This window comes from Bacillus sp. BR3(2024) (assembly GCF_039134555.1).
GTDB classification, from domain to species: domain Bacteria; phylum Bacillota; class Bacilli; order Bacillales; family Bacillaceae_G; genus Bacillus_A; species Bacillus_A cereus.
This window is the reverse complement of the sequence record NZ_CP152433.1, coordinates 371,514-395,559: the sequence shown is the minus strand read 5'-3', so window position 1 is coordinate 395,559 and position 24,046 is coordinate 371,514. Positions and strand designations below refer to the sequence as shown.

The window sequence follows — 24,046 nt, the reverse complement described above, 5'->3', positions numbered from 1 at the left end:
ATCAGGAGGTTTCCGCAATGACAAGTGATACATTTCCACAACTGCCGCTATCTTATTGGATTGAATCTACTCAGTTCCCTACTTTCCCTCGTTTATCCGAAAATATAAAGACGAAAGTTGCTATTATCGGTGCTGGTATTACAGGTATTACTACCGCCTATTTACTTGCAAAAGAAGGCATCGATGTTGTTTTAATTGATTCTGGTCGTATTTTAAATGGAACAACTGGGCATACAACAGCGAAAGTAACAGCACAACATGATCTTATTTATGATGAATTAATAAATCATTTCGGTGTAGAAAAGGCCGGGCTTTACTATGAATCAAATAATCAGGCTCTACAATTCATAAATGAAACTGTTCAAACATATAAAATCGACTGTAATTTCTCAAATGAAGATTCATATTTATATACAACTACCGATAACGGATTAAGAAATTTAACGAAAGAATATGAAGCTTATCAAAAATTAAATATACCTTGTGACTATGTTCAATCTCTATCGATTCCTATTCCAGTACAATCTGCGCTTGTAATGAAAAATCAAGCACAATTCCATCCCCTTCTTTATTTAAAAACACTTTTAGAAAAGTTTGTGGAGATGGGCGGAAAGCTCTACGAACAAACAACAGCTATGGATGTGGAAAAGGGAGATTATCCACAAATAATTACAAAAGAGGGCCATCATATCACTTGTGAATATGTCGTCTCTTGTTCACATTTTCCTTTTTATGATGCGAATAGCTTTTTCTTTACGCGAATGTACGCAGAACGCTCCTACGCTCTTGCAATAAAAGCAAAAACGGAGTATCCAGGTGGTATGTTTTTAAGTATCGATGATCCAAAGCGCTCCTTACGCTATATAACAAACAATGGAGAAAAATTAATTTTGATTGGCGGAGAGAGTCATAAAACAGGACAAGGAATAAATACGATGCTTCATTATGAAGCACTCTATTCTTTTGCTGAAGCAACTTTTGGAATAGACGAAGTTCCTTATAGATGGTCAGCACAAGATTTAATCACTCTAGATAAGCTTCCTTATATCGGACATATTAACGAAAGAAATCCAAATATATTTGTTGCAACTGGATATCGCAAATGGGGAATGACAACTGGAACTGCTGCCGCTCACCTACTGAAGGACTCCATCCTAAAAGTTCACAGTCCCTATAAAGAACTGTATGCACCATCACGCTTCCATGCAAATCCAGATATAAAAACGTTCCTCTCCCAAAACATTGATGTTGCGAAACATTTAATTGAAGGAAAGATTGAAACCGCATTACGTAAGGCAGAAGATCTCGAAGTTGGTGAAGGATCTGTCGTACATGTTAACGGTAAACGAGCAGGTGCTTATAAAGACAAAGAAGGAAAATTACATATCGTCGATACAACTTGTACACATCTCGGCTGTGAAGTTGAATGGAATAATGGTGATTGTACTTGGGATTGCCCTTGCCACGGTTCTCGTTTTTCTATTGAGGGGGACGTTATTGAAGGCCCAGCAGATCAACCGTTAAAACGAGTTGATAATGAGTAAACTAATAAAGAAGTTCAACAAAATTACTGTTGAACTTCTTTATTTGTTATAAACCCTTTTCAGATAAAATTCGACACAAGGAGGAAAATATTAACATTAAATAAAATAATATATTCATCTACAAATTAAAAGGGGTGAATATTATGCAACCTTCAGCTCCACCTCATCTAGAATCTACAGAAACTATCTTTCCAAGCTCTATTACAAAACTTGTTGTTTTTATTTGTTGGCTAGCCATTTTAGCTGATGGATATGATTTAGGTATTTACGGTGCCGTTCTACCAAAGCTCCTAGAAGACAAAAGCTGGGCGCTATCACCAGCGCATGCTGGTACAATTGCAAGCTATGCTTTATTTGGGATGTTTATTGGAGCTATTCTAGTTGGAACGATTACAGATCTAATTGGGCGTAAATGGACGCTTATATGCTGTTTAGCACTTTTTTCTATCACAATGGGTTTAGCGGCTATCGCTCCTTCTCCTGAGTTATTTGGATTATCTCGATTTATAGGAGGAATCGGATTAGGCGGTGTTATCCCAACAGCTTCAGCACTTACTGTTGAATATTCACCCAAAAAAAGGCAATCTTTTATTTATGCTCTTATGTTTACTAGCTATCCTTTAGGTATCGTGTTAGGTGCTATTTTGTCCATGCTTATGTTAGAAGATTTCGGATGGAGAATTATGTTTGGTATCGGAATGATTCCACTACTCCTCATTCCTTTCATTATTCGCTATTTACCCGAGTCCATTCAATTTTTATTATCACGTAATCGCCAAGAAGAAGTGAACCAAATTCTTAATCGTTTTCAAATTGAATTTCATGTAAAAGATAAAACTCATCAAGACCCATCTATTATACGAAAGAAAAATGGATTTTTTACTTTATTCTCAAAAGAATACATAAAAGCAACGCTACTTTTTTGGATCACTTATATAATGGGAATGTTTTTAATATATGGTTTAAACACTTGGTTACCACAGATGATGCGCCAGGCAGGATATCCTCTTGGGTCTAGTCTGTCATTTCTACTTATGCTAAATATTACCGCAGCTATCGGCGCATTATTCGCTGGAGCAATTGCTGATCGTATAGGAGCAAAAATTGTTATTAGCATCTCTTATCTTATGGCAGCCATATGTATCGGACTATTAACAATCAAACCATCTGTTACAATCATTTATCTTTTAATTGGCCTTGCTGGTTTTGGATCAGTCGGTATTACTCAAATATTAAATGCATATGTAACACAATACTTCCCATCACATATCCGAGCTACCTCCTTAGGCTGGGGACTGGGGCTTGGCCGAGTTGGTGCAATTGCTGGCCCAATTCTCGTCGGTATTATTATGACAATGCAATATGACTTAGCATGGAATTTTTACTTATTCTCCTTTGCAGGTCTTATCGCAGCTATATCTGTTTTCTTCATTCCTACAAAATAAAAAGAGCACAAACTTACTTGTGCTCTTTTTCATATGCTTCAAACAACATATCTCGAAACAATGTATTTAAACTCTCAATATCGATTCCTGATCCCTTTTCAATTCCTTTTACATATTGCTGATAGTAATGAATTTGTTCTTCTAAAAATTGATTTAGCACCTTAATTTTCAATCCAACATCTAATTCAGTACCTGCTTTTTTCTTTATTAACAACTTTTCAATTTCATCTAATACGCTACGTTCTAATGATAATTCTGTAATTAATCGGTCAAACTCTACAGGAGGTAAAGTCGTTTTCTCTTCTAGCCACTTACAAGCTAAAATGGGACGTAATACATAAAAGTACTTTTTCAGCTTTACATTCTCACCTTGCAAAAATTCACGATAATTTTTCGACGCCATATGTAAATAATGATATATCGTTGCTTTTGGATCAAAATTCTTCTCACTCATCTGTTGAAGTAGTTCTGGAAAATTAGAGTTTTTCGAATAAAAAATTGGTGATCGAATCCACTCAAGTAAAGCAGGATTCGACTTCGCGAATAGTTGCAACGCCTTTTTAATATCCCAACCACTTATATCTAAATCATCACTAATTGGATATTCAATTACATCTCGTTTGTCATGAATTGATAAATACCATTCTACCGGATGTATATAAACAAACCTAACATCATAATCGCTATCTTTCGATGGAAACCCCCAAGCACGACTCCCTGATTCCACCGCAAATAAAATTTTTACATCATTCTCTTTTTCAATTCTTTCTAACTCCAACTCGATTTTCTCTCTCATTTCATAACATCTCCATTTTTTGATTATTTCCCTGGAAATTCGACAATACACTATTAATTTTACTACATACTAAAAAAACTGTCAGAAATTACTGACAGCCTAATGAAACGTCTATTGTTGCTTTTCAATTACAGTAGCAGCAATTCGTTCAAACTCTTTTTGAATCTCCTCTTTATATGCATCTACTATTGAAAAATCCATAGCAGCAATATAAATTCGTTCTAATTTATCACGAATCGATTTTGCTTTCGCTAAGAAAGACATCGCCTCATTCATTTTTGCTTTATATTGAATGGAAACATCACGAATTTCCTTCGCATATTTCTCATCCGTCCCTGGCGTAACAATAAGGGCATACATATCAATAATTTCATCACCCTCGCGACTTGGAAAATATTCATGTGGTGCGGTGCTATCAAAAATTGCAAAACCTAATTCTCTTACGATAACCATATCAAGACTATTCGGGTCAAATCCGCAATGATATACTTCAACTTCAAACCCTTTTTCTTCAGCTGCCTTAGCTAACTTTTTGAGCATCGTTGATTTTCCAGAGCCTGGGCGCCCTTTTATAAAATAACGATGTGGTAACCCTTCTGTTAAATTAGGAACAAAATCAACTGCTCCTTTCGGTGTAGCAGCTCCTAAAAAACGATGTTTTACAAGCGATTGTCTCCCGCTTTTATCTGCAAATAATTTCTGGATTAGCTGATTGGTTAGTTCATTTGCTTTATTAAAATCTATATTATCAATATATATCTTCTCCCACTCATCATGTATAACCAATGCCTCTTTAAAACGTGCGTAAGCAGACTGAAAAGCTTTGCTTGCTTCTGAAACAAATCTTTCAATTTCTAACTTCTGCTTTCTTAGTTTATCTGAGTCCCAAGCAATTCCTAAATTTATATACTCTTCAACAACTCCTGGCATTTTTGGCTCAATAACATGCGGCGATGTCCCATCAACAATTCCTACTTTTAATTGTGGGATAATTACACCATCAACCGATTTATTATCAGAAGAACAATGTAAAAATTCAATATCATATCCTTTTTCAATCCATTCACGACCTATTGCCTTTATTAAAGAAGATTTTCCCGTTCCTGGGCCACCCTTTAAGATAAATAATCTGTCTAATCCTTTTAAATTCTCTTCGTATAAATTGTGAAATCCCCTAGCTGTATTACCACCAGCATAATAATTTAATACATTTCCTGTCACTGCACTCACTCCTTCGCAGCATTCTATTTACATAAGCTACAATATGCGAGCAGCTTTATTTGGGTGAATACCTATTTTGTATTGCACGCAAAAAGGAAATGAATTACAATTTAAATATCGGAAAATTCCGATTTTAAAAACTGAATACTTCTTTATCAAGAGAGGCAGAGGGACCGGCCCTTTGAAGCCCAGCAACCTCAGTTTATACAAACTGAATAGGTGCTAATTCCTGCAAAATGCAATGCATTTTGGAAGATAAAACTCAACTAGCATGTAAAGCTCATCTTTCTTGATACTGAAGGATGAGCTTTTTATTATTTGAAAAACATATATTGGAGGTATGTAAAATGAAAGTAATTGATTTATCACAAACATTTGAAAATAATATGTCTCAATTTCCTGGAACACCTAAAATACAACTAGAAGCTGTTACAAGTGTTGAAGAATCAGGATATCAAGTTACAGATTTTCATTCTGTCGTTCATGTTGGCACGCATTGTGATGCTCCTGCGCATTTTATTTCAGGCGCAACGACCATCGATCAATTACCGCTGGATCAATTTGTAGGTGAAGCTGTTCTTATAGATGTAACACATATTCAAGAGCGAAAATTACCTAAGACAGTATTGCATAATACTGACATAAAAGAAGGTGATATTGTTATTTTTCATTCTAATCTATCCACAAAATGGAATACAGAAGCTTATGAGAAGGAAGCATTTTATCTTTCTGAAGAATTAGCTAAAGAACTAGTGCGATTAAAAGTAAAATCTATCGGTTTAGATTTCATTTCTCCTGATGAAGTCACAACAGAAACATCACCGATTCATCACATATTACTAGGGAATGATATTTACTTAATTGAAAACTTAACAAATCTAGATGCTATCGAAGCAAAACGTTTCTTTTTCTCAGCAGCACCTTTAAAAATTAAAAATAGTGACGGTGCTTTCGCAAGAGCATTTGCTGTTATTTTTTAAACACAGCCTATAAAAAAAGCAAAGGCCACTACTGGTCTTTGCTTCTATATTTTCTATTTAAATTAAGAAAGAATTGTTCCACACGAGGACGCACCCAAGCTAAACAATCTATCTCTTTCTTCTTTGTGCAAGCTATCTCTTCTCCATCTACCATTTCAACAAGTTCTAGTTCTAACAGTTGCCTCGTGAATGCTAACATATTCACTTCTTCGGATGGATACTCTTCTTTTAATTTATCCTCAATTTCCCCCAATAAAAAACCGTCACGCATCATTGCCAATGCATCAATCCAAAGTGGCGGCATTTCATATTTTTCTCCTGTAATTGTATCTTTTACAATATAATTCTTTTGCTCTTTTCGAAATTGAATCGTGTGTAAACATACAGTCGAATTTAATGTTAATTCCATCATACCACCTCTTTCATAATATCTGCATAGAAAAAAGGATGCGTGTGCACCCCTTCTTATCTTTTCATAACACTACTGAACCGCTACATGAGCAATCAATCTCATGTCGATATTTTCCTCCATTATAAACGAAGTATTTTATAAAAAAAACCCTTCTTGAAACATTTTATAAAATGTTTATATTTACACAACAAGAACACTTTTCTGAAAAATCTTTTCTCCCAATACATTAAAAGGTCGGCAAAAAAATTTCTACTTTCGTTCCTACTCCTACACTACTTTGGATCGTGATACTCCCTTGATGTTCCTTAATAATTTTATATGTAATCATTAATCCAAGTCCTGTACCAGTCTCCTTTGTTGTGTAAAACGCCTTGCCGATTTTTTCTAACTTCTCATTCTCTATACCAAATCCTTGGTCTTCAACAGAAATACACAAATGTCCTTGCGTTTTTTGATATACACGGATATGAATTTCCCCACCCTCTGGCATTGATTCTATTCCATTTTTAATGATATTTAATAACACTTGTTTTAATTGCTTATCATCACCGTTTATAGCCGGTAAATTCCCATCTACTTGTAAATGACATTTAACTCTATATTGCGTTGCATAACTTTCCATTAGATGCACAACATATAGAAGGATGTCTCGTATATTACACCTTTCATAATTTGTTGGCTTTGGTTTTCCTAACAACATCAATTCACTAACAAATCCATTGACTCTTTCAATTTCTTGTAGCATAATGTCGTAGCTCATCGTATCAGTTGGATTTCTTTCTTTTTGCATTTGCGTAAACCCTTTTAACGCTGTTAGCGGATTTCGAATTTCATGGGCAATTGTTGTAGACATAGTCCCAATCACAGCTAAATTTTCCGTCTCTTTCATATTGTTCATCATTTCAACCACTGTTCTTACATAAGATTGAAATCGTTTTAATAAAGAATGTGAAATAATGAAATAGAATATACATAAAACAAGTGGAATTACCACTTTTAAATCTTGTAATAGCAATGTGAAAAATACGTACTTTCCAATTACACTAAAGGACACTAAATAAAAGTATTTTCTATTCACGAAAACTGGGGCAAATAAAATTAATAACATTTCTACCATACTACCATGTTCAAAAGGTCTATCCGTTCGCAAATAAATCATTAAATTATTCACAAGATTGATAAACATGTACCCAAATAAAAATAAATATTTTACAGAATATACATACCCTCTTTTTTGAAGATATATAGAAATAGGAAATAATGCTATTACAAATATAGGCACACCTATCCCAAGACTACCTTCTGGCCAACCTACCGCTGTTCCACTAATATTCATAGCAGGATATACAAAATAATATATAGCGTCATATAAAAAGAATATAATATAAAATAATAATATAAATACCTTTAAGGCTCTTCTTTCTTCATAAATCAAGCTCTTGTATTTATTCATATAAAAACTCCCCTTGATCGATACAAAAAACTTTCATTGTTATCTCCTTAAAGTATAAGTATGAAATTGCTTTCAGGGCAATATTTAACCTTATAATAATGAAAGGAAGGAGATCTCTCCTTCCTTTTGGTAACAACTTACATCCATCTTACCCTGTCATGTAACAATCCATCCGTAAAATTATTATGCCCTATTACAAAATCCTTCATATATAAATTTAAATACTCACCGTACTTACTTTCTGTATTTAATAACAACTCCTCAACGTAATAAGCACCTTGTTCAAATTGATCTAAAAGTAAACTGGACAAGCCCGCATAAATCCCGCACCCTACTTGAAAATACGTTGCATTCGTTTTATATTTACGAAAAACTTGGCTACTATTCATCACATTATACATATATGTCTCACTATTTTCATAAACGAGTAACACACCGACCAAGTCCTCTCCAGCAACCTCTTCTTCCGCTGGATTAAACACTTTACGATTCCAGTTCCATAAATCTTCTACTTGATCTAAGTTCTGTCTAATTATATTTGTTGTATACTCATTAATTCGGTAAAGAAAACCAACTTCCATATTAAAGTTTTTCCCTAAAATTAATACTTCCTCATGTGGCATTAAACAACCATAGAATTCTTTTTCTCCTAACTTCACTTTATACTCTGAAGCATATACATCTTCATAAAAGTAAAGAGGACGATGATGACTCATATACATCGGATAACTCCAGATTGCTTCATCTAAAAATCGCTCTACTGCCCATGAAGCATAAAGTGTATGTGGCTTTATAAGTGCTGTATCATTCAAAAACGATGTGTCATGTTCTACAATATAACATGCTCTTGGCCTTTCATTTGGTCGTTCCTTCATAAGCTCAACAACCATCCATTGAACAACACCTGGATTCATACCTGAACCTATAATCGCTTTTGTATTTGTAAATTTCTCTTTCTCCTTCTCAAACCTTGTATATCTTTCCGTAAGCTGAAAGCCGATTAAGCTATCGTCCTGATCTACTGCCTCATTTTCCAAGGCTGAGTTAATATAACAAATTCCTAGTTCATTACAGCAGCTTAATACTCTAATTGTATCTGCCCCTGAAACATCAATCACAACACTCGTTCTTTTTTCTTTTAAATGTTGTTTAAATTCCACTACATTTTGAAGGTTTATTTCATATAAATATAATTGACTTTTCAAATTCGAAAACAACTCATCATAATAAGTCCTATCTTTTTGTTTTATATCCACCAAATGAAATTTGGCATTCTTTAATACTTCATAAATTGGATCTTTTTCATTTGCTATCGCTTGATTTAAAATTGCTAAAACTGCTTTTGCTGCTCCACCAGCACTACCAAGCAATGTAATTGATAACGAATTCGGAAACTGCTCCACAAACAAAACCCCTTTAATAAATTAGTTGAGCAGCTCCTCCTCAAAAAATAAATTGAATACATAAAAAGATAGCTCATACACAATTTTTATAAGTTAGTGTAAAGTTACCTTTTAAAAAATCACACTATACTATGTTTATATTCAATTCATTTTTCCCCTCATCTTCAAATTAAACTAAAACAAATAGGCTCGACCTTTTCTTCTGCATATAAAAGAAAAAGTCAGCCCTTCCAACTAATCTACGGACAATGGACGGATTTTACATGTTGAATATTCACATACATTTTTGCATCACGTGCTTTTGATATTTCAATATGACCTTCATCAATTTTCGCCATTTTTCCAATTTTATTGGACTCCTCACCTAAATCAAACACCATAATTTTCCCAGTCATTTTAATAAGCTGTTCTTCAAATGTTCTAGCTAATGTAATATTTAACGGATTTACGGGGAGTTCATTTTTATTGAGGGCATACGGTACTTGGTTTTCTTTATACGGAATTAACCATTTTAAATGCTTTAAAGATATATATACCGTTTTATAAACCGGACTATAAAAAACAATATAGTCGTTCATCACACTTGTAACATAACCATGTATTGGAGCATTTCCTGCTACATAAACTTCTGTAAAAATCCCTTTAGAAGTACTTAATACTTTTCTCAAAGAAATTGAAGGGGATTCCCTCTTAATTACAGAATCAACATCTGGTTTTAGTATGTCTTCGTCATGTGGTCTTAAAAATTTATAGTATTGTACATGATATAAAGATATATATACATAGTCTTGTCCATTGTAAAGAACAATAATGTCATTTCCTACGTCTATTAATATACCTTTAAACCTTTTTTCACCGATTAATTTAACATATATATTTTCCCCAATACTTTTGTTTAACTCATTCATCTATATCCTCCTTCCTATGAATTTCAGCTTTCCTATCTTCCGTTTCAAAAAAATAATCAGGGCAATGTTCTGTCTTAATAGTAAGTAATTCCTTTTCATACTATCGAAATAAGAAATTGTTCTTCTCTTTCCCTCATAATGCCCCTCTTATTTATTAAACATTATTCATCTTCATTCTTTTTACATTTCACTACTTGACTCACACTCTTAATATGATAATTAATGATATAAATAACTTCATCACCGTTTACTAGCGTAATACATTCTTCATGCACTTCACTTAGTAGGCCTTCTACACACTCTGGGCCGCCACGGTTAATCTTTACCCACTTATACTTCAAGTCACGTAATACATCGACGAAAGTATCATCATCAGAGCAGAAACATGAAACATAGCCATCGCCACATTTACTTTCTTTCACTTTCTTAACTAGACTCTTCACATGTTTCAATTGGTAATATACTAATTCACCAAGAGGAAGTTGTAATGTAAGGTAATCTCTTCCTAACGATACAAGTACCCCCACTCGACTCTCTGGTCCACGAAGATTTACTTTTACAGTCTCACCGACTAAGCCTTTAATTTGTTCACAGCATAATATACTTTCCAAATTTGTATCCTCCTTTCTTATTATCTTCCTCTTCTTGACTGTCTTTGTGCGCGAGCTCGACCTGAATCATTACTTTCACTTTCGCTTTCACTTTCGCTTTCTTCGCTCTCTCTACAAGGTACTGTTACACTCTTAATATGAGATACTGCAACTAATATAACTTCTTCTTTTACAATTAGTGTCACAAATTCACAAGAAACATCTTGTAAAATACCTTCAACTTTCTCTGGGCCACCACGATTAATTTTCACCCAGCAATATTTGAAGCTTTGAAGTAACTTTTCAAAGTCATCTTCACATTCACATTCCAACCATCTGCAATCATCTGCTTTACAATCTTTCACATTTTTTGTAATACTTTTCAGATGACGAATCTGATAGTAATAGAGCTCTCCTTTTTCATTCTTTAATACAAAGTAATCCGAACATACAGCGACTATTGTCCCTTTTTGAGATTCTGGACCACCCCTGTTTACTCTCACAAAAGATCCAATTAAGTCTTTCAGAAAATCACAATGAAATAAACTCACGAGAAAACCCCTTCCATTAATTTATAAGCTTTTGCACTGATAGTATATGTATCTGTACAGGTTACGTTCTCTATGTTTGTCCTAGCTAGAAAAAAATATGCTTTTAACATGGTAGACTACTACCTATCAAAATTTGAAGAAAGGCTAAGAACTCCTTATGTTTTTGATATCTTCAAACAAAAAATCCCTTATGAATATACATTTCTGCATATCTTCATAAGGGATTTTCCATAGTTTAATCTTCGTCTTTAACATCCATATCTTCTGGAATTGGTTCGTTCAATATTTCTTCCACTAATTGCTTATATTTCTCCATTTGTTCTAAATGTGTATTAAATTGTTCTTTATTTACTAAATATTGCTCTCCATCGAATAGCGCACGAATTTTCTTTTGCTGAATTAACTCTTCAATATACGATTTTGGTAAATTCAAATACTCCGCAGTCTCTTCTACTGTTATATACAATGCGTTCATTCCTTTATTATTTTTTCATCTATACTGTATCTTACTTTACTTTATTTTTGTAAACAAATAAAAAAGATTTTGTAAATGCAGTTCAAAAAGCAGGTAGATGCATTCCATATATTGTATAGTATTATATAGTAAGAATTTTTTAAATATAGAATGGTATTACCCATTTACACAAAGGAGAGTTAACATATGGCTACTCGTCACATCATTACAATGTTAGAAAAAACACTACAAGTTGAAACAGAAAACACAATTTCTCATTTGAATGTATCTTTATCTGATCGTTTTCTTTCTCAAAGCACAGCAATACATGAAAACAATTGTTATCATACAATTGGTGAATGGTACAAAAATCATTTCTTATTCCAACAAGATGATTTCCTTTGGGCTAAATATGCTTTCTATGACGCATATTGTGAAGCCATCAAAAAACAAGGCCATCTTACAAAACGCGTCCGTCAAATATTAGAATCATTGGCTCGAAAACACGGAAAACAGTATATTGCTTCTATACTAAATATGCCATTTCCTAATGAACGCGCTAAAGGGACAGCGTAATTTAGCCATGTTCTGCGTAAGCAAAACATATCTAAATTGTTTTCTAGGATGCTTTACCAATAAAATGTTCATATCATATGAACTGATGAAACCGGTGTCATTATAATGATTGAAAATATAGTAAACAGGAAAACCCCCACGTACATCTCTCATCCATTTGAATAGAGAAGTATGTGGGGGTATACTTGTTCCTTATTATTTTATCATCTGCTTAATCAGTTCGCGATTTCTCTTCTTAAATACTTCATTATGAGAAGAAACCATTCCGTACTCACTTGCATCTGGTTGGATAAATTGCTTTGCTTTATTCACAGCATTTCCAGCATCTTGGAATGCACCTGCAATTAAGTGTAGTTTCCCTTCGTGCTTTAAAATATCTCCAGCAGCATATAATCCATCTACTGAAGACTCACTATTTGCATTACCTGCAATATAATAATTATCTATAATTGCAACGTCTAACTCACTATTTTCTAATAATGTAATGTCGCGTTCATATCCATGATTAATAATAACTTCATCAATAGGTAAATGAGAAACCTCACCTGTTTCATGATTTGTTAATTCTACATATTCGATCGCTTCATGATTATCACCGGCAATTAATTTTGTAATCGATGTATTAAAGAAACACTCCGCTGAGCTGTTCATAAGTTGTTTTACTTGTGCTTCATGACCAGATAATTCTTCTTTTCTATAAGTTACATACACTTTTTTCGCAATTGGTTCCAATTCATTTGCCCAATCAACAGCAGAATTGCCTCCACCGGAAATAATAACTGTTTTACCTTTAAAACGCTTTAAAGATTTAACTGTATAATTTAAATTCGATACTTCAAATCGCTCAGCACCTTCAATAGATAACTTTTGCGGTTTCAATATACCACTTCCTGTTGCGACAATAACTGTTTTTGAAAAGTGTTCTTCGCCAGTACTTGTTTTTAATGTAAAAGTACCATCTTGATTACGAATAATCGATTCTACTTTTGTATCTAATACAACTTCCGGCTTAAATGTTAACCCTTGCTGTACAAGTTGTTCAATTAACTTATCACCTGTAACTGGCAATAGTCCTCCTACATCCCAAATCATTTTTTCCGGATACACATGTATTTTTCCACCTAAATGTGGTTGAAATTCTATTATTTTCGTTCTCATTTCTCTGAGTCCACTATAAAAAGCTGAATAAAGCCCTGCAGGTCCTCCGCCTATCACGGTTACATCAAACAATTCTTCTCGATTCATTCGTGCTCACTCCTCAGCTATTAATCGTTGATTATCATTCTCAATAAAATATAACCTGTTTCCGCAAAATTTACAATCAAAATTACTATTGACAATACACCTATATAAAATTATATTATTTAAAGAATCAATAGTGATAATCATTATCATTTTGTTAATAATTAGCAAATTTGAGATTACATCTTCTTTCATTAATATGGTTATTACTATATTATAAAATCTCATATTCAAGATTTTTAATAAATTTTTTTGCATTACCACTACTATTTCAAAAAGATTGCAGTTAAACAAATTATTGTATACACATATCATCTATGTTAAAGGAGAAAGACGATGAAAAAGTTATTTATTTCACTAACAGTCCTTTTCGTTCTTGTTATGAGCGCTTGTAGCAATAGCTCTACAGACAAAAAGAACGATGCAAAAGGTAGCAAATCAGAAACAATTACATACCAATCTGAAGATGGTAAAAAAGTAGAAGTTCCTGCAAATCCAAAACGCGTTGTTGTATTATCATCATTCGCTGGTAACGTAATGTCATTAGGTGTAAATCTTGTTGGGGTAGATTCATGGTCTAAACAAAACCCACGTTTTGATAGCAAACTTAAAGATGTTGCTGAAGTATCTGATGAAAATGTTGAAAAAATCGCTGAACTAAATCCAGATTTAATCATCGGTTTATCAAATGTTAAAAATGTCGATAAGTTAAAGAAAATCGCGCCTACTGTAACATACACTTACGGAAAAGTTGATTACTTAACACAGCATTTAGAAATCGGTAAGTTATTAAATAAAGAAAAAGAAGCAAAAACTTGGGTTGATGACTTCAAGAAACGTGCACAAGAAGCTGGTAAAGAAATTAAAGCAAAAATCGGTGAAGATGCAACAGTTTCTGTTGTAGAAAACTTCAACAAACAGCTTTATGTATACGGCGAGAACTGGGGCCGTGGAACAGAAATCCTGTACCAAGAAATGAAATTAAAAATGCCTGAAAAAGTAAAAGAGAAAGCATTAAAAGAAGGTTACTACGCATTATCTACTGAGGTATTACCTGAATTTGCTGGTGATTACTTAATCGTAAGTAAAAACAAAGATACTGATAACTCATTCCAAGAGACAGAATCATATAAAAACATCCCAGCAGTAAAAAATAATCGCGTATATGAAGCAAACATGATGGAATTCTATTTCAATGATCCACTTACATTAGATTTCCAACTAGACTTCTTCAAGAAGAGCTTTCTTGGTAAATAATACAAACATGAGGAATTCTTAATTTAAGAATTCCTCTTCCTTTATTCTATGAACAGAAAAGATGTGAAACGAATGACAAAAGATCATGACAATCCACGTTCTATAGCTTTTACATACAAACTAATTTTAAGCTTAATTTCATTCTTTCTTATTTTTATGGTTGCAATGGTATTAGGTGCTGCAGATACTTCGATAAAAGATGTATGGTTAGCACTCACTTCCTCCGCTAAAGGAGACAAAATATCTATTATTCGAGAAATACGTTTACCACGTGAAGTTGCTGCTATTTTTGTAGGAGCTGGATTAGCCGTTTCTGGGGCAATTATGCAAGGATTAACACGAAATCCACTTGCGGACCCTGGATTATTAGGGCTATCTGGTGGAGCAAATGCTGCGCTTGCACTGACACTTGCTTTCAACCCTTCCATCAGCTATCTTTACTTAACATTAGCTTGCTTTATCGGTGCTGCAATTGGCGCAATTATGGTATTTGGAATTGGTATGGTGAAAAAAGGCGGCCTTTCTCCTCTTCGAATTGTATTAGCGGGCGCTGCAGTTTCAGCATTTCTACTCGCAATTTCAGAAGGAATCGGCATTTACTTTAAAATTTCACAAGATGTATCACTTTGGACTGCTGGGGGCGTAATTGGAACAACTTGGAGCCAATTAAAAATTATTATTCCAGTCATTTCAATTAGTATCTTTATCGCTATCTTACTAGCAAAAAAATTGACAGTTCTTAGTTTCAGTGAAGAAGTGGCTATTGGACTAGGTCAAAAAATTATTGTTATTAAAACTATTTTATTTATCATTATCATCTTACTTGCAGGTGCATCTGTAGCGCTTGTTGGAAATATGGCATTTATCGGCTTAATGGTACCTCACATGGTACGCCCAATTGTCGGTCCAGATTACCGATTTGTTATACCGATGTCAGCAATTGCTGGAGCTTCCTTTATGCTACTTGCAGATACAATCGGACGTACTATTAACGCTCCATACGAAACACCAGTTGCGGCAATTGTTGCGATTGTAGGGTTACCATTCTTCCTATTCATTGTACGTAAAGGAGGAAAAACATTCTCATGATGCAATCTATTTTAAGAAAACAGCGTCTCATTATACTCGCTTTACTTATAGTAATCATCACAACCATTGTAGTTGGAATGGGACTTGGTTCAGCATCTTTATCTTATGATCGACTACTCCCAACATTAATGGGGCAAGGGACTTTTAAAGAGGAGTTTGTTTTATACTCTTTAAGACTACCTAGAATTGTCATTACATTATTAGCTGGTATGGCTCTCGCTTTATCAGGGGCTATTCTGCAAGGAATTACCCGAAATGATTTAGCTGAACCTGGTATTCTTGGTATTAACTCTGGGGCTGGTGTTGCTGTTGCTATTTTCTTTTTATACTTTCCAATAGACGTAGGTTCATTTCTTTACTTACTACCTGTCGTTGGATTTATTGGGGCATTTCTGACAGCTGTTCTAATTTACGTGTTTTCATATAGTAAATCAACTGGACTTCAACCAATACGATTAACATTAACTGGTATCGGTTTTGCATTTGCACTATCTGGAGCGATGATTGTCCTTATTTCATCCGCTGATCGTATGAAAGTGGACTTTATCTCAAAATGGATTGCCGGAAATATTTGGGGAGATGACTGGATTTTCGTTTTAGCAATGCTCCCATGGTTAATCGTATTCATTCCGTTTGTTTTCTATAAAGCAAATCGATTAAACATTTTAGCATTAAACGAACCAGTCGCAATTGGCGTTGGAATTGAAATTGAAAAAGAACGCAGGTACTTATTAGTTGCAGCCGTTGCACTTGCAGCCGCAGCTGTTTCCGTAACAGGAGGAATTAGCTTTATCGGATTAATGGCACCTCATATCGCGAAATCTTTAGTAGGTCCAAGACATCAAATCTTCATGCCTATCGCCCTTTTAATCGGCGGATGGCTATTATTATTAGCAGATACAATCGGACGAAATATCGTTGATCCTAATGGCATTCCAGCAGGTATTGTCGTTGCTTTAATTGGGGCTCCTTACTTTATGTATTTGTTGCTTAAAAAAGCTTAAAAAACACCCTCAAGATTTCTTGAGGGTGTTTTTGTTTCATTCTACTGCTGCCCATACCCTTCAAACTTCTTCGCCAAATTCTCCATCTCATCTTCTGGCAATAGCTTTGGTTCCCCAATGCTTTTCGTTTGATAATAAATTTGAGCACAAAACTCAATCTCTTCTGCAACAGTAAACGCCATTTTTATATTATTTGCACCAGCAATTAAACCGTGATTTGCAAGTAAAACAGCACGGCGATCAATCATGCCTTCAAAAGCAGCCTCCGCTAATTGCTTCGTACCAAATGTTTCATACGGTGCACAGCGCACATTCGGTCCTGCGAAAGCAATTAAATACGATACAGCAGGAAGCTCCCATCCTAATGATGCAATCGTCTTCGCGTAAGGAGAGTGTGTATGCACAAGCGCATTTATATCTTCACGCTTCCTATAGTAAATAAGGTGCATATCTAATTCACTTGATGGTTTTCTCTCTCCTTCTACTACTTCACCATCTAGGTTTAATATAACTACATCTTCAGGCTTTGTTTCATAATACTCTAAACCACTTGGGCTAATCGCAACAAGACCTTGTTCACGATTAAAGATACTAATATTACCGCCCGTTCCCTTTGTTAAACCACTAGAAATCATTTTCTTTCCATACGCTACAATTTCTTCTCTTTCTTTTTGTAATAACATATACATCCCCCTAAGTATGAAGCTTATGATGACTGACTTTTACATTTATCTACTTATTGAAATAGCTTTTTTAAATTCTCCGTAAACGGTGCCTTTACAATCCCTTTTTCTGTAATAATCGCTGTTACATTTTCATGTGGAGTAACATCAAATGCTGGATTATATACTTTACTTTCTTTCGGAGCAGAATATTGTCCGAAGCGATTAATCACTTCAGAAGCATCTCTTTCTTCAATCGGAATTTCTTTTCCTGTCGATGTCTTTAAATCAATTGTCGGTGTTGGCGCTGCTACATAAAACGGAATGTTGTAGTACTTAGCTAAAATAGATACGCCTAATGTGCCAATTTTATTTGCTACATCACCATTTGCTGCCACACGATCACATCCAACAATTACCGCATCAATCTTCCCTTGTGACATGACCATAGCTGCCATATTATCTGTAATAACAGTAACGTCAATGCCTGCTCGCTGCAGTTCTAATGCTGTTAACGTTGAACCTTGTAATCTAGGGCGTGTTTCATCAGAATAGATTTTTAAGTCCCATCCTTTTTCTTTCGCTAAGTACATGGGAGCTGTCGCGGTACCATACTTAGTTGTCGCTAACGCACCAGCATTACAATGTGTTAATACTCCCATTCCATCATGGAATAATGTTAATGCATGTTCTCCAATTTGACGGTTAATTTCTTCATCTTCTCTATGAATCTCTTTTGCCTCTTCTAGTAATCTATTTTTCAGCTGTGAGATTGATAAATGAATATTATCTGTCGCTACACTTTCCATTCTTTCAAGTGCCCAAAATAAATTTACGGCAGTCGGTCTTGATGTCGCCAAGTATGTACATACCTTTCTTACTTCATCCATAAATCCCTCTTCCGTACTTTCAGCAAATTCCTTTATCCCTAAATACACTCCATAAGCAGCTGAAACACCAATCGCGGGTGCACCTCGTACTTTCATTACTTGAATCGCATCCCACACACTTTCAGCTGTTTTAAAAGATTCATAGACAATTTCATTTGGTAATAACGTTTGATCTAACAAAACTAAAGCATCATCTTTCCACTGAATTGGTATTAATTGCTCTTCCATCATATTCTCCCCTTACTTCGCGTAGTGCATTGACTGTTCTTTTAACGTTTCTACAAAACTTGTGCCCGTTCTATATTGATTCGCTCGTAAAATAAAACCCTTCGCTACTTGAAGACAAATTCGCTCCGCTCTAGCACGTGCTTCCTCATTCCCAATACAAGTAATATCTTTTACTTTCGCTAATCCAACAATACGGCGAATTAATTCCAGACCTGTCACTGCAGCTGTATCCTCTAATACAGATTGCAAATAGACTTCGCTAAAGCCTTCTTCCTTCGCCATAATCTCGGTCACATGAATATCCCAAGCACCTAAAAACTTCTGCTTAAATAAATCAATTACCTCTACCATCGTAGTTTGTAACCAATCCATATACGTATCTTTCTCAGCTCCAGGTGACATCGTTGCATCTGCATTCACCCAAGCAAACATTAAATTCGCCATTACATTCCCAACGTCATATCCCATAGGTCCATAAAAAGCAAACTCAGGATCAATAACCTTTGTAGAATCATCTCTTACAAAAACAGAACCAGTATGTAAATCACCATGAAGTAATGCCTGTGCATTCGTCATAAAAGAAAATTTACGTTTCGCTACTTCCATACGAAGCTCTTTATCACTATAAATATGTTCCCTAATCCATCCCTCATTTAACGGAAATAACTCATTACGCTTATTATGATTTGTAAATGGTTCTGAATATACGAGGTCCTCTGTAATCTCACATAATTCAGGATTTATATAATTCTTCACAAGTTTCTTCTTCTCTTTATGATTCATTACAACATCCGATGTTAACAAAAGTGTATTTACCATAAAAGTAGTTAAATCATCCGCAAGCCTCGGAAATATTTGATGATTTATAAGTGCTGTACGTAATATTGTGTGATCCGATAAATCTTCCATTACGCAACAATTCATCACACTATCAAATAAATACACCTTAGGAACAAGTCCAGGTGCTAACTCATCCTCTAACTGCAAAACATCTGATTCTATACGAATACGATTCGTCGACAACTTAAACTCATCTGAAATGCGAGCTGTATCCCCAGCTTGCTTTACGATGACAGACATGTTCTCTTTTTCATCCCAAACGCGGAACACATAATTTAAATTGCCATCACCTATTTCTTTACACTGTAACCCCTTTGCATGTTCAAACTTAGATAATTTCTCTTTCACATATGCAATCACATCTTTAGCTTCCATTAAAAAATACTTTGTGAACTTAGACATGGTTTCCCCTCCACACCAATTGTAAGCGTTTTCTAAAAGCTATAAAAAATAATAGGTTGAATTTTTTCATCCTATAAATATGTATTCTTCTTTTTGAAAGGTATATCTAGGTTTTATTATATCTCGTTAGCACTTTGAGTCAATATTTCTAACTATCATCGTAATATACTTCCTAATTATATATTTGAGATGACAAAAATTGTTCAAAAAGATTTCGATTCATTTTATTTTATTTATCGCACAATTCTTTGTAAAATAGAAATAAGCAGTTCCTTTTCAAATACATAACTTCTAAGAAATATTTCCTTCCTAAGAAATTAAACTTACACACTATCTCTAACATACACACTAAACTTTCAACTACTCATCTAAAATTTATAGACTTAAAATTACCTTTCCATTCCCTGTTAGTCTTAATTGAGAATAAATATTAATTAAATTGGTATAAAGTTGGTTTATTCTCTTGACAAAATAACCACTTCTATATGATAATTAATATCGAATTAGAATTATTATAGTTAATTAAAAAATATATTTTATGAGCACACTATTTTTTGATGCTCAAAACCAACATTTAGGAGGAATTTTAACATGTTATTAATCGGCACAGAAGTAAAACCGTTTAAAGCTAATGCTTACCATAATGGAGAATTTATCCAAGTTACTGACGAAAGTTTAAAAGGAAAATGGAGTGTAGTTTGTTTCTACCCAGCTGACTTCACATTCGTTTGCCCAACTGAACTTGAAGACTTACAAAACCAATACGCAACTCTAAAAGACTTAGGCGTTGAAGTATACTCTGTATCTACAGACACTCACTTCACTCACAAAGCATGGCATGATAGCTCAGAAACTATCGGCAAAATCGAGTACATCATGATTGGTGACCCAACTCGCACAATCACTACAAACTTCAACGTTTTAATGGAAGAAGAAGGTCTTGCTGCTCGTGGTACATTCATCATCGATCCAGACGGCGTTATCCAATCTATGGAAATCAATGCTGACGGTATCGGCCGTGACGCAAGCATTCTTGTTAACAAAATTAAAGCTGCTCAATACGTACGTAACAACCCAGGTGAAGTTTGCCCAGCTAAATGGCAAGAGGGTTCTGCAACACTTAAACCAAGCCTTGACCTTGTAGGCAAAATCTAAGGAGTTCGATCAAAATGATACTAGATGCAGATATAAAAACACAACTATCCCAATACCTTCAATTAATGGAGAACGATATTTTACTTAAAGTAAGCGCAGGAGACGATAACGTATCTAAAGATATGTTAGCTCTAGTAGACGAATTAGCTACTATGTCATCTAAGATTACAGTAGAAAAAGTTGAATTAGAGAGAACACCAAGCTTTAGCGTAAACCGCCCTGGTGAAAACACTGGTGTCGTATTCGCTGGTATTCCATTAGGACACGAATTTACATCATTAGTGTTAGCTTTACTACAAGTAAGTGGACGCGCTCCAAAAGTTGAACAAAAATTAATCGATCAAATTAAAAACATTCAAGGCGAATATCATTTTGAATCTTATATCAGCCTAAGTTGTCATAACTGTCCTGATGTTGTACAAGCTCTTAACGTAATGAGCGTTCTTAACCCTGGTATTACACATACTATGATTGATGGCGCTGCATTCAAAGAGGAAGTAGAAAGCAAAGACATTATGGCAGTACCAACTGTTTACCTAAACGGCGAATCTTTCGGAAGCGGTCGTATGACACTTGAAGAAATTTTAGCTAAAATGGGTAACGGTCCAGATGCATCAGAGCTTTCTGATAAAGATCCATACGATGTTCTTGTTGTTGGTGGCGGCCCTGCTGGTGCAAGTGCAGCAATTTACGCAGCACGTAAAGGCATCCGCACTGGTATCGTTGCTGAGCGCTTCGGTGGTCAAGTAATGGATACTATGGGCATTGAGAACTTCATCAGCGTGAAAAAGACTGAAGGTCCTAAGCTAGTAGCAAGCCTTGAAGAGCACGTAAAAGAATACGACATCGATGTAATGAATCTACAACGTGCGAAACGTTTAGAGAAAAAAGAACTTATTGAAGTGGAACTTGAAAACGGCGCTATTCTGAAAAGTAAGAGCGTAATCGTTTCTACAGGTGCTCGCTGGCGTAATGTTGGCGTACCAGGTGAAGCTGAGTTCAAAAATAAAGGTGTAGCATATTGCCCACACTGTGACGGTCCATTATTCACTGGAAAAGACGTAGCAGTTATCGGCGGAGGTAACTCTGGTATTGAAGCAGCTATCGACTTAGCAGGTATCGTTAAGCACGTAACTGTTCTTGAATTCATGCCAGAATTAAAAGCTGATGCTGTATTACAAGAGCGTCTTAACAGCTTACCAAACGTAACTGTTCTGAAAAACGTTCAAACGAAAGAAATCACTGGTACTGATAAAGTAAACGGTATTTCTTACATCGATCGTGAAACTGAAGAAGTTCATCACGTTGAATTACAAGGTGTATTCGTACAAATCGGTCTTGTACCAAACACAGACTGGTTAGGCGAAACAGTTGAACGCGTTCGCGGTGAAATCGTAACAGACAAGCACGGCGCTACAAACGTACCAGGAGTGTTTGCTGCAGGTGACTGTACAAATAATCCGTACAAACAAATCATCATCTCTATGGGTTCAGGTGCAAACGCAGCTTTAGGTGCATTTGATTACTTAATCCGTAACTAATAAAAAAGACGCGCTACCTATTGGTAGCGCGTCTTTTTTATTATATTTCATGTAAATAGTTATCAAGTTCCTTCCAACTCATTACTGTATAAGGTGTACCTACATTCAATACTACTTTTACATTTTCTGCTACTATTTGCATTCTCTTAGTTGGATTATCTCTTTTTCCTGAAGGATAAATAGCAAGTTTCATCATTTCTTGCTTTCCATCTTCATAAATCCTTTTCTTTAAACCAAATTGGTTAATTTGTTCCTTTGAAGGAACTTCTTTGCCTTCCCAGTCACATATTTCAAATAGAGGATACCTATCTCCGTGCCATTCCTCAATAATCTCAATGACTTTAAGAATAATACAACTCCCTGATACTAATTCATAACTAACAGCATCACCTGCTTTTAAAGAAGTATTAGCTATAAATCTTTTCGGCACTTTTTTAGCTTCTGGCTGCCGAGAATGTAACTGCTCTCTTAGTTTATTTAAAACTACTTCACGTTTCTTCTGTAATTTAGGTTCTTCTTCCCAACGGGCTAAATCTGCACCACTTTCTATTATTTGCAATGCCTCCTGCTTAACATTCTCTTGAAGTCTCCCTAACCTCCATTGTATGGAAGCAAATACTAACCAAAAAACAATAGTCTCTTCATTATCTAATTCATTCTTGTATTCCTCAATTACAATCCTACTTGCGTCCTCATTTGAATATTCATTTGCTAACAAATCCTTATACAGTAACTTAATATCTTCAGCAATATCGTCTGATAATATTGCTACTCCCCAAGCCCCCATACATTAACACTCCAATCTATAAACTAAAAACCTCTCATTCCCATTCTTCTCATAAGCACCTGGCAATCTAACTTCTTTCTTCAGCTCAAACGCAGTCTGATTTTCTAAGAAGAAAATATAGTCCTCAGAAGGATAATATAAAATAATATCCACTTCTCTCCCCGTTTCTTCTACTGAAAGCAAAATGTTATTTACTACATTCATAAACACTTGTATAGAAAATGGATTAAAGAAATAAAACCTATTATCATGTGGATCAATCTCATATTCCTGCGCTAAACAACATTGGAATTGAATTTTCCCCTTACTGTTTCGTGCCTTTCGTGCATAACGATCTCGATTATCCATCGCTTCTTTATAAAACTCTTCATTCATTTCAATTCCAACTGCTGAAGCACCACATTTATGATGCATATAAAAGTTTAATCGCCCTTTTCCGCACCCAAAGTCTACAATTCGGTCGCTACTTCGTATTTCATATTGATTCAATAACTCATCTAACCCGCTATACGGTGTCGGTTCATAGCGATGATAATGCATAGACTTGTTAAACCCTTTTTGCTCACCGACTGTTTTTATATGTAAAACTGCATCGTAATATTGTTCGTTCATTCGT

General features: G+C 34.9%; 24 protein-coding genes and 1 riboswitch. Of the genes, 9 read left to right on the top strand and 15 right to left on the bottom strand.

Features of this window, described 5'->3' with window-relative positions; all coding sequences use genetic code 11:
- Positions 1-17 precede the first annotated feature (17 nt).
- Both V7S45_RS02115 and V7S45_RS02110 read left to right on the top strand, forming a co-directional pair.
- On the top strand, positions 18-1,544 hold the full coding sequence (locus V7S45_RS02115) for an FAD-dependent oxidoreductase (RefSeq protein WP_025688465.1): 1,527 nt from the start codon (positions 18-20) through the stop codon (positions 1,542-1,544).
- Between the two features lie 143 nt (positions 1,545-1,687).
- Positions 1,688-2,989, top strand: a complete 1,302-nt coding sequence (locus tag V7S45_RS02110) for an aromatic acid/H+ symport family MFS transporter (protein ID WP_025688463.1) — start codon at positions 1,688-1,690, stop codon at positions 2,987-2,989.
- Positions 2,990-3,002: 13 nt separating this feature from the next.
- Here the strand turns inward: V7S45_RS02110 and V7S45_RS02105 are convergent, their stop codons facing one another.
- Together V7S45_RS02105 and V7S45_RS02100 are read right to left on the bottom strand one after the other, a co-directional pair.
- A complete protein-coding gene (locus V7S45_RS02105) occupies positions 3,003-3,785 on the bottom strand; it encodes a nucleotidyltransferase domain-containing protein (RefSeq protein WP_001208237.1) in 783 nt (260 codons plus the stop codon).
- A 111-nt stretch (positions 3,786-3,896) separates the two neighbouring features.
- On the bottom strand, positions 3,897-5,006 hold the full coding sequence (locus V7S45_RS02100) for a PRK06851 family protein (protein ID WP_006926177.1): 1,110 nt from the start codon (positions 5,004-5,006) through the stop codon (positions 3,897-3,899).
- Positions 5,007-5,155: 149 nt separating this feature from the next.
- A riboswitch (SAM riboswitch) is annotated at positions 5,156-5,268 on the top strand.
- Between the two features lie 85 nt (positions 5,269-5,353).
- Here V7S45_RS02100 and V7S45_RS02095 point away from each other — a divergent pair.
- Positions 5,354-5,986 (top strand): cyclase family protein, encoded by a 633-nt coding sequence (locus tag V7S45_RS02095; RefSeq protein ID WP_006926178.1) that lies wholly within the window; start codon positions 5,354-5,356, stop codon positions 5,984-5,986.
- 28 nt (positions 5,987-6,014) lie between these two features.
- Here V7S45_RS02095 and V7S45_RS02090 read toward each other — a convergent pair whose 3' ends face one another.
- The 7 genes from V7S45_RS02090 to V7S45_RS02060 all read right to left on the bottom strand — a co-directional run bounded on the left by V7S45_RS02090 (position 6,015) and on the right by V7S45_RS02060 (position 11,778).
- The gene (locus V7S45_RS02090) at positions 6,015-6,395 is read right to left on the bottom strand and encodes a hypothetical protein (protein WP_025688459.1); all 381 of its coding nucleotides are present in this window, start codon (positions 6,393-6,395) and stop codon (positions 6,015-6,017) included.
- Positions 6,396-6,624: 229 nt separating this feature from the next.
- Entirely contained in the window at positions 6,625-7,851 is a 1,227-nt protein-coding gene (locus V7S45_RS02085; protein WP_088345713.1) for an ATP-binding protein, read from the bottom strand.
- Between the two features lie 137 nt (positions 7,852-7,988).
- Positions 7,989-9,254: a hypothetical protein gene (locus V7S45_RS02080; protein WP_000434728.1), complete on the bottom strand. Its 1,266-nt coding sequence runs from the start codon at positions 9,252-9,254 to the stop codon at positions 7,989-7,991.
- Positions 9,255-9,493: 239 nt separating this feature from the next.
- Positions 9,494-10,162: a hypothetical protein gene (locus V7S45_RS02075; protein WP_001004268.1), complete on the bottom strand. Its 669-nt coding sequence runs from the start codon at positions 10,160-10,162 to the stop codon at positions 9,494-9,496.
- Between the two features lie 161 nt (positions 10,163-10,323).
- Positions 10,324-10,773 carry a hypothetical protein gene (locus V7S45_RS02070; RefSeq protein ID WP_000443836.1) on the bottom strand — a complete coding sequence of 150 codons (450 nt, stop codon included), beginning with the start codon at positions 10,771-10,773 and terminating at the stop codon, positions 10,324-10,326.
- A gap of 20 nt (positions 10,774-10,793) precedes the next feature.
- Positions 10,794-11,303 (bottom strand): hypothetical protein, encoded by a 510-nt coding sequence (locus V7S45_RS02065; RefSeq protein WP_000051536.1) that lies wholly within the window; start codon positions 11,301-11,303, stop codon positions 10,794-10,796.
- 235 nt (positions 11,304-11,538) lie between these two features.
- A complete protein-coding gene (locus tag V7S45_RS02060; RefSeq protein ID WP_001998970.1) occupies positions 11,539-11,778 on the bottom strand; it encodes a helix-turn-helix domain-containing protein in 240 nt (79 codons plus the stop codon).
- Between the two features lie 186 nt (positions 11,779-11,964).
- On the opposite strand from V7S45_RS02060, the gene V7S45_RS02055 reads away from it, so the two are divergent.
- The gene (locus V7S45_RS02055; protein ID WP_000235474.1) at positions 11,965-12,333 is read left to right on the top strand and encodes a hypothetical protein; all 369 of its coding nucleotides are present in this window, start codon (positions 11,965-11,967) and stop codon (positions 12,331-12,333) included.
- Between the two features lie 195 nt (positions 12,334-12,528).
- Here the strand turns inward: V7S45_RS02055 and V7S45_RS02050 are convergent, their stop codons facing one another.
- The gene (locus V7S45_RS02050) at positions 12,529-13,578 is read right to left on the bottom strand and encodes an NAD(P)/FAD-dependent oxidoreductase (protein WP_001078298.1); all 1,050 of its coding nucleotides are present in this window, start codon (positions 13,576-13,578) and stop codon (positions 12,529-12,531) included.
- Between the two features lie 333 nt (positions 13,579-13,911).
- Between V7S45_RS02050 and V7S45_RS02045 the strand changes: the two genes are divergently transcribed.
- Genes V7S45_RS02045 through V7S45_RS02035 form a run of 3 tightly spaced genes read left to right on the top strand, consistent with a single transcriptional unit; the run spans position 13,912 to position 16,925 of the window.
- Complete coding sequence (locus V7S45_RS02045) at positions 13,912-14,832, top strand: iron-hydroxamate ABC transporter substrate-binding protein (RefSeq protein ID WP_000732597.1); 921 nt, start codon at positions 13,912-13,914, stop codon at positions 14,830-14,832.
- Between the two features lie 48 nt (positions 14,833-14,880).
- The gene (locus tag V7S45_RS02040; RefSeq protein WP_342761637.1) at positions 14,881-15,921 is read left to right on the top strand and encodes an iron ABC transporter permease; all 1,041 of its coding nucleotides are present in this window, start codon (positions 14,881-14,883) and stop codon (positions 15,919-15,921) included.
- A complete protein-coding gene (locus V7S45_RS02035) occupies positions 15,918-16,925 on the top strand; it encodes an iron ABC transporter permease (protein WP_000983751.1) in 1,008 nt (335 codons plus the stop codon). The genes V7S45_RS02040 and V7S45_RS02035 overlap by 4 nt, the downstream gene beginning before the upstream one ends.
- A gap of 41 nt (positions 16,926-16,966) precedes the next feature.
- On the opposite strand, the gene V7S45_RS02030 is transcribed toward V7S45_RS02035, so the two are convergent.
- From V7S45_RS02030 to mtnK, 3 genes are read right to left on the bottom strand one after another with little or no spacing between them, the layout of a single operon-like run.
- Positions 16,967-17,608, bottom strand: a complete 642-nt coding sequence (locus V7S45_RS02030; RefSeq protein ID WP_000926557.1) for an L-fuculose-phosphate aldolase — start codon at positions 17,606-17,608, stop codon at positions 16,967-16,969.
- 53 nt (positions 17,609-17,661) lie between these two features.
- The gene (gene mtnA / locus V7S45_RS02025; RefSeq protein WP_025690395.1) at positions 17,662-18,708 is read right to left on the bottom strand and encodes an S-methyl-5-thioribose-1-phosphate isomerase; all 1,047 of its coding nucleotides are present in this window, start codon (positions 18,706-18,708) and stop codon (positions 17,662-17,664) included.
- A gap of 9 nt (positions 18,709-18,717) precedes the next feature.
- On the bottom strand, positions 18,718-19,947 hold the full coding sequence (gene mtnK / locus V7S45_RS02020; protein ID WP_000033226.1) for an S-methyl-5-thioribose kinase: 1,230 nt from the start codon (positions 19,945-19,947) through the stop codon (positions 18,718-18,720).
- Positions 19,948-20,538: 591 nt separating this feature from the next.
- On the opposite strand from mtnK, the gene ahpC reads away from it, so the two are divergent.
- Both ahpC and ahpF read left to right on the top strand, forming a co-directional pair.
- The gene (gene ahpC / locus V7S45_RS02015) at positions 20,539-21,102 is read left to right on the top strand and encodes an alkyl hydroperoxide reductase subunit C (RefSeq protein WP_000924420.1); all 564 of its coding nucleotides are present in this window, start codon (positions 20,539-20,541) and stop codon (positions 21,100-21,102) included.
- A 14-nt stretch (positions 21,103-21,116) separates the two neighbouring features.
- Positions 21,117-22,643, top strand: coding sequence for an alkyl hydroperoxide reductase subunit F (gene ahpF / locus V7S45_RS02010; protein WP_000599508.1), 1,527 nt, complete (start codon positions 21,117-21,119; stop codon positions 22,641-22,643).
- A gap of 40 nt (positions 22,644-22,683) precedes the next feature.
- On the opposite strand, the gene V7S45_RS02005 is transcribed toward ahpF, so the two are convergent.
- Positions 22,684-23,430, bottom strand: coding sequence for a hypothetical protein (locus V7S45_RS02005; RefSeq protein WP_000501503.1), 747 nt, complete (start codon positions 23,428-23,430; stop codon positions 22,684-22,686).
- 3 nt (positions 23,431-23,433) lie between these two features.
- Positions 23,434-24,042 (bottom strand): class I SAM-dependent methyltransferase, encoded by a 609-nt coding sequence (locus tag V7S45_RS02000; protein ID WP_001005621.1) that lies wholly within the window; start codon positions 24,040-24,042, stop codon positions 23,434-23,436.
- Positions 24,043-24,046 lie beyond the last annotated feature (4 nt).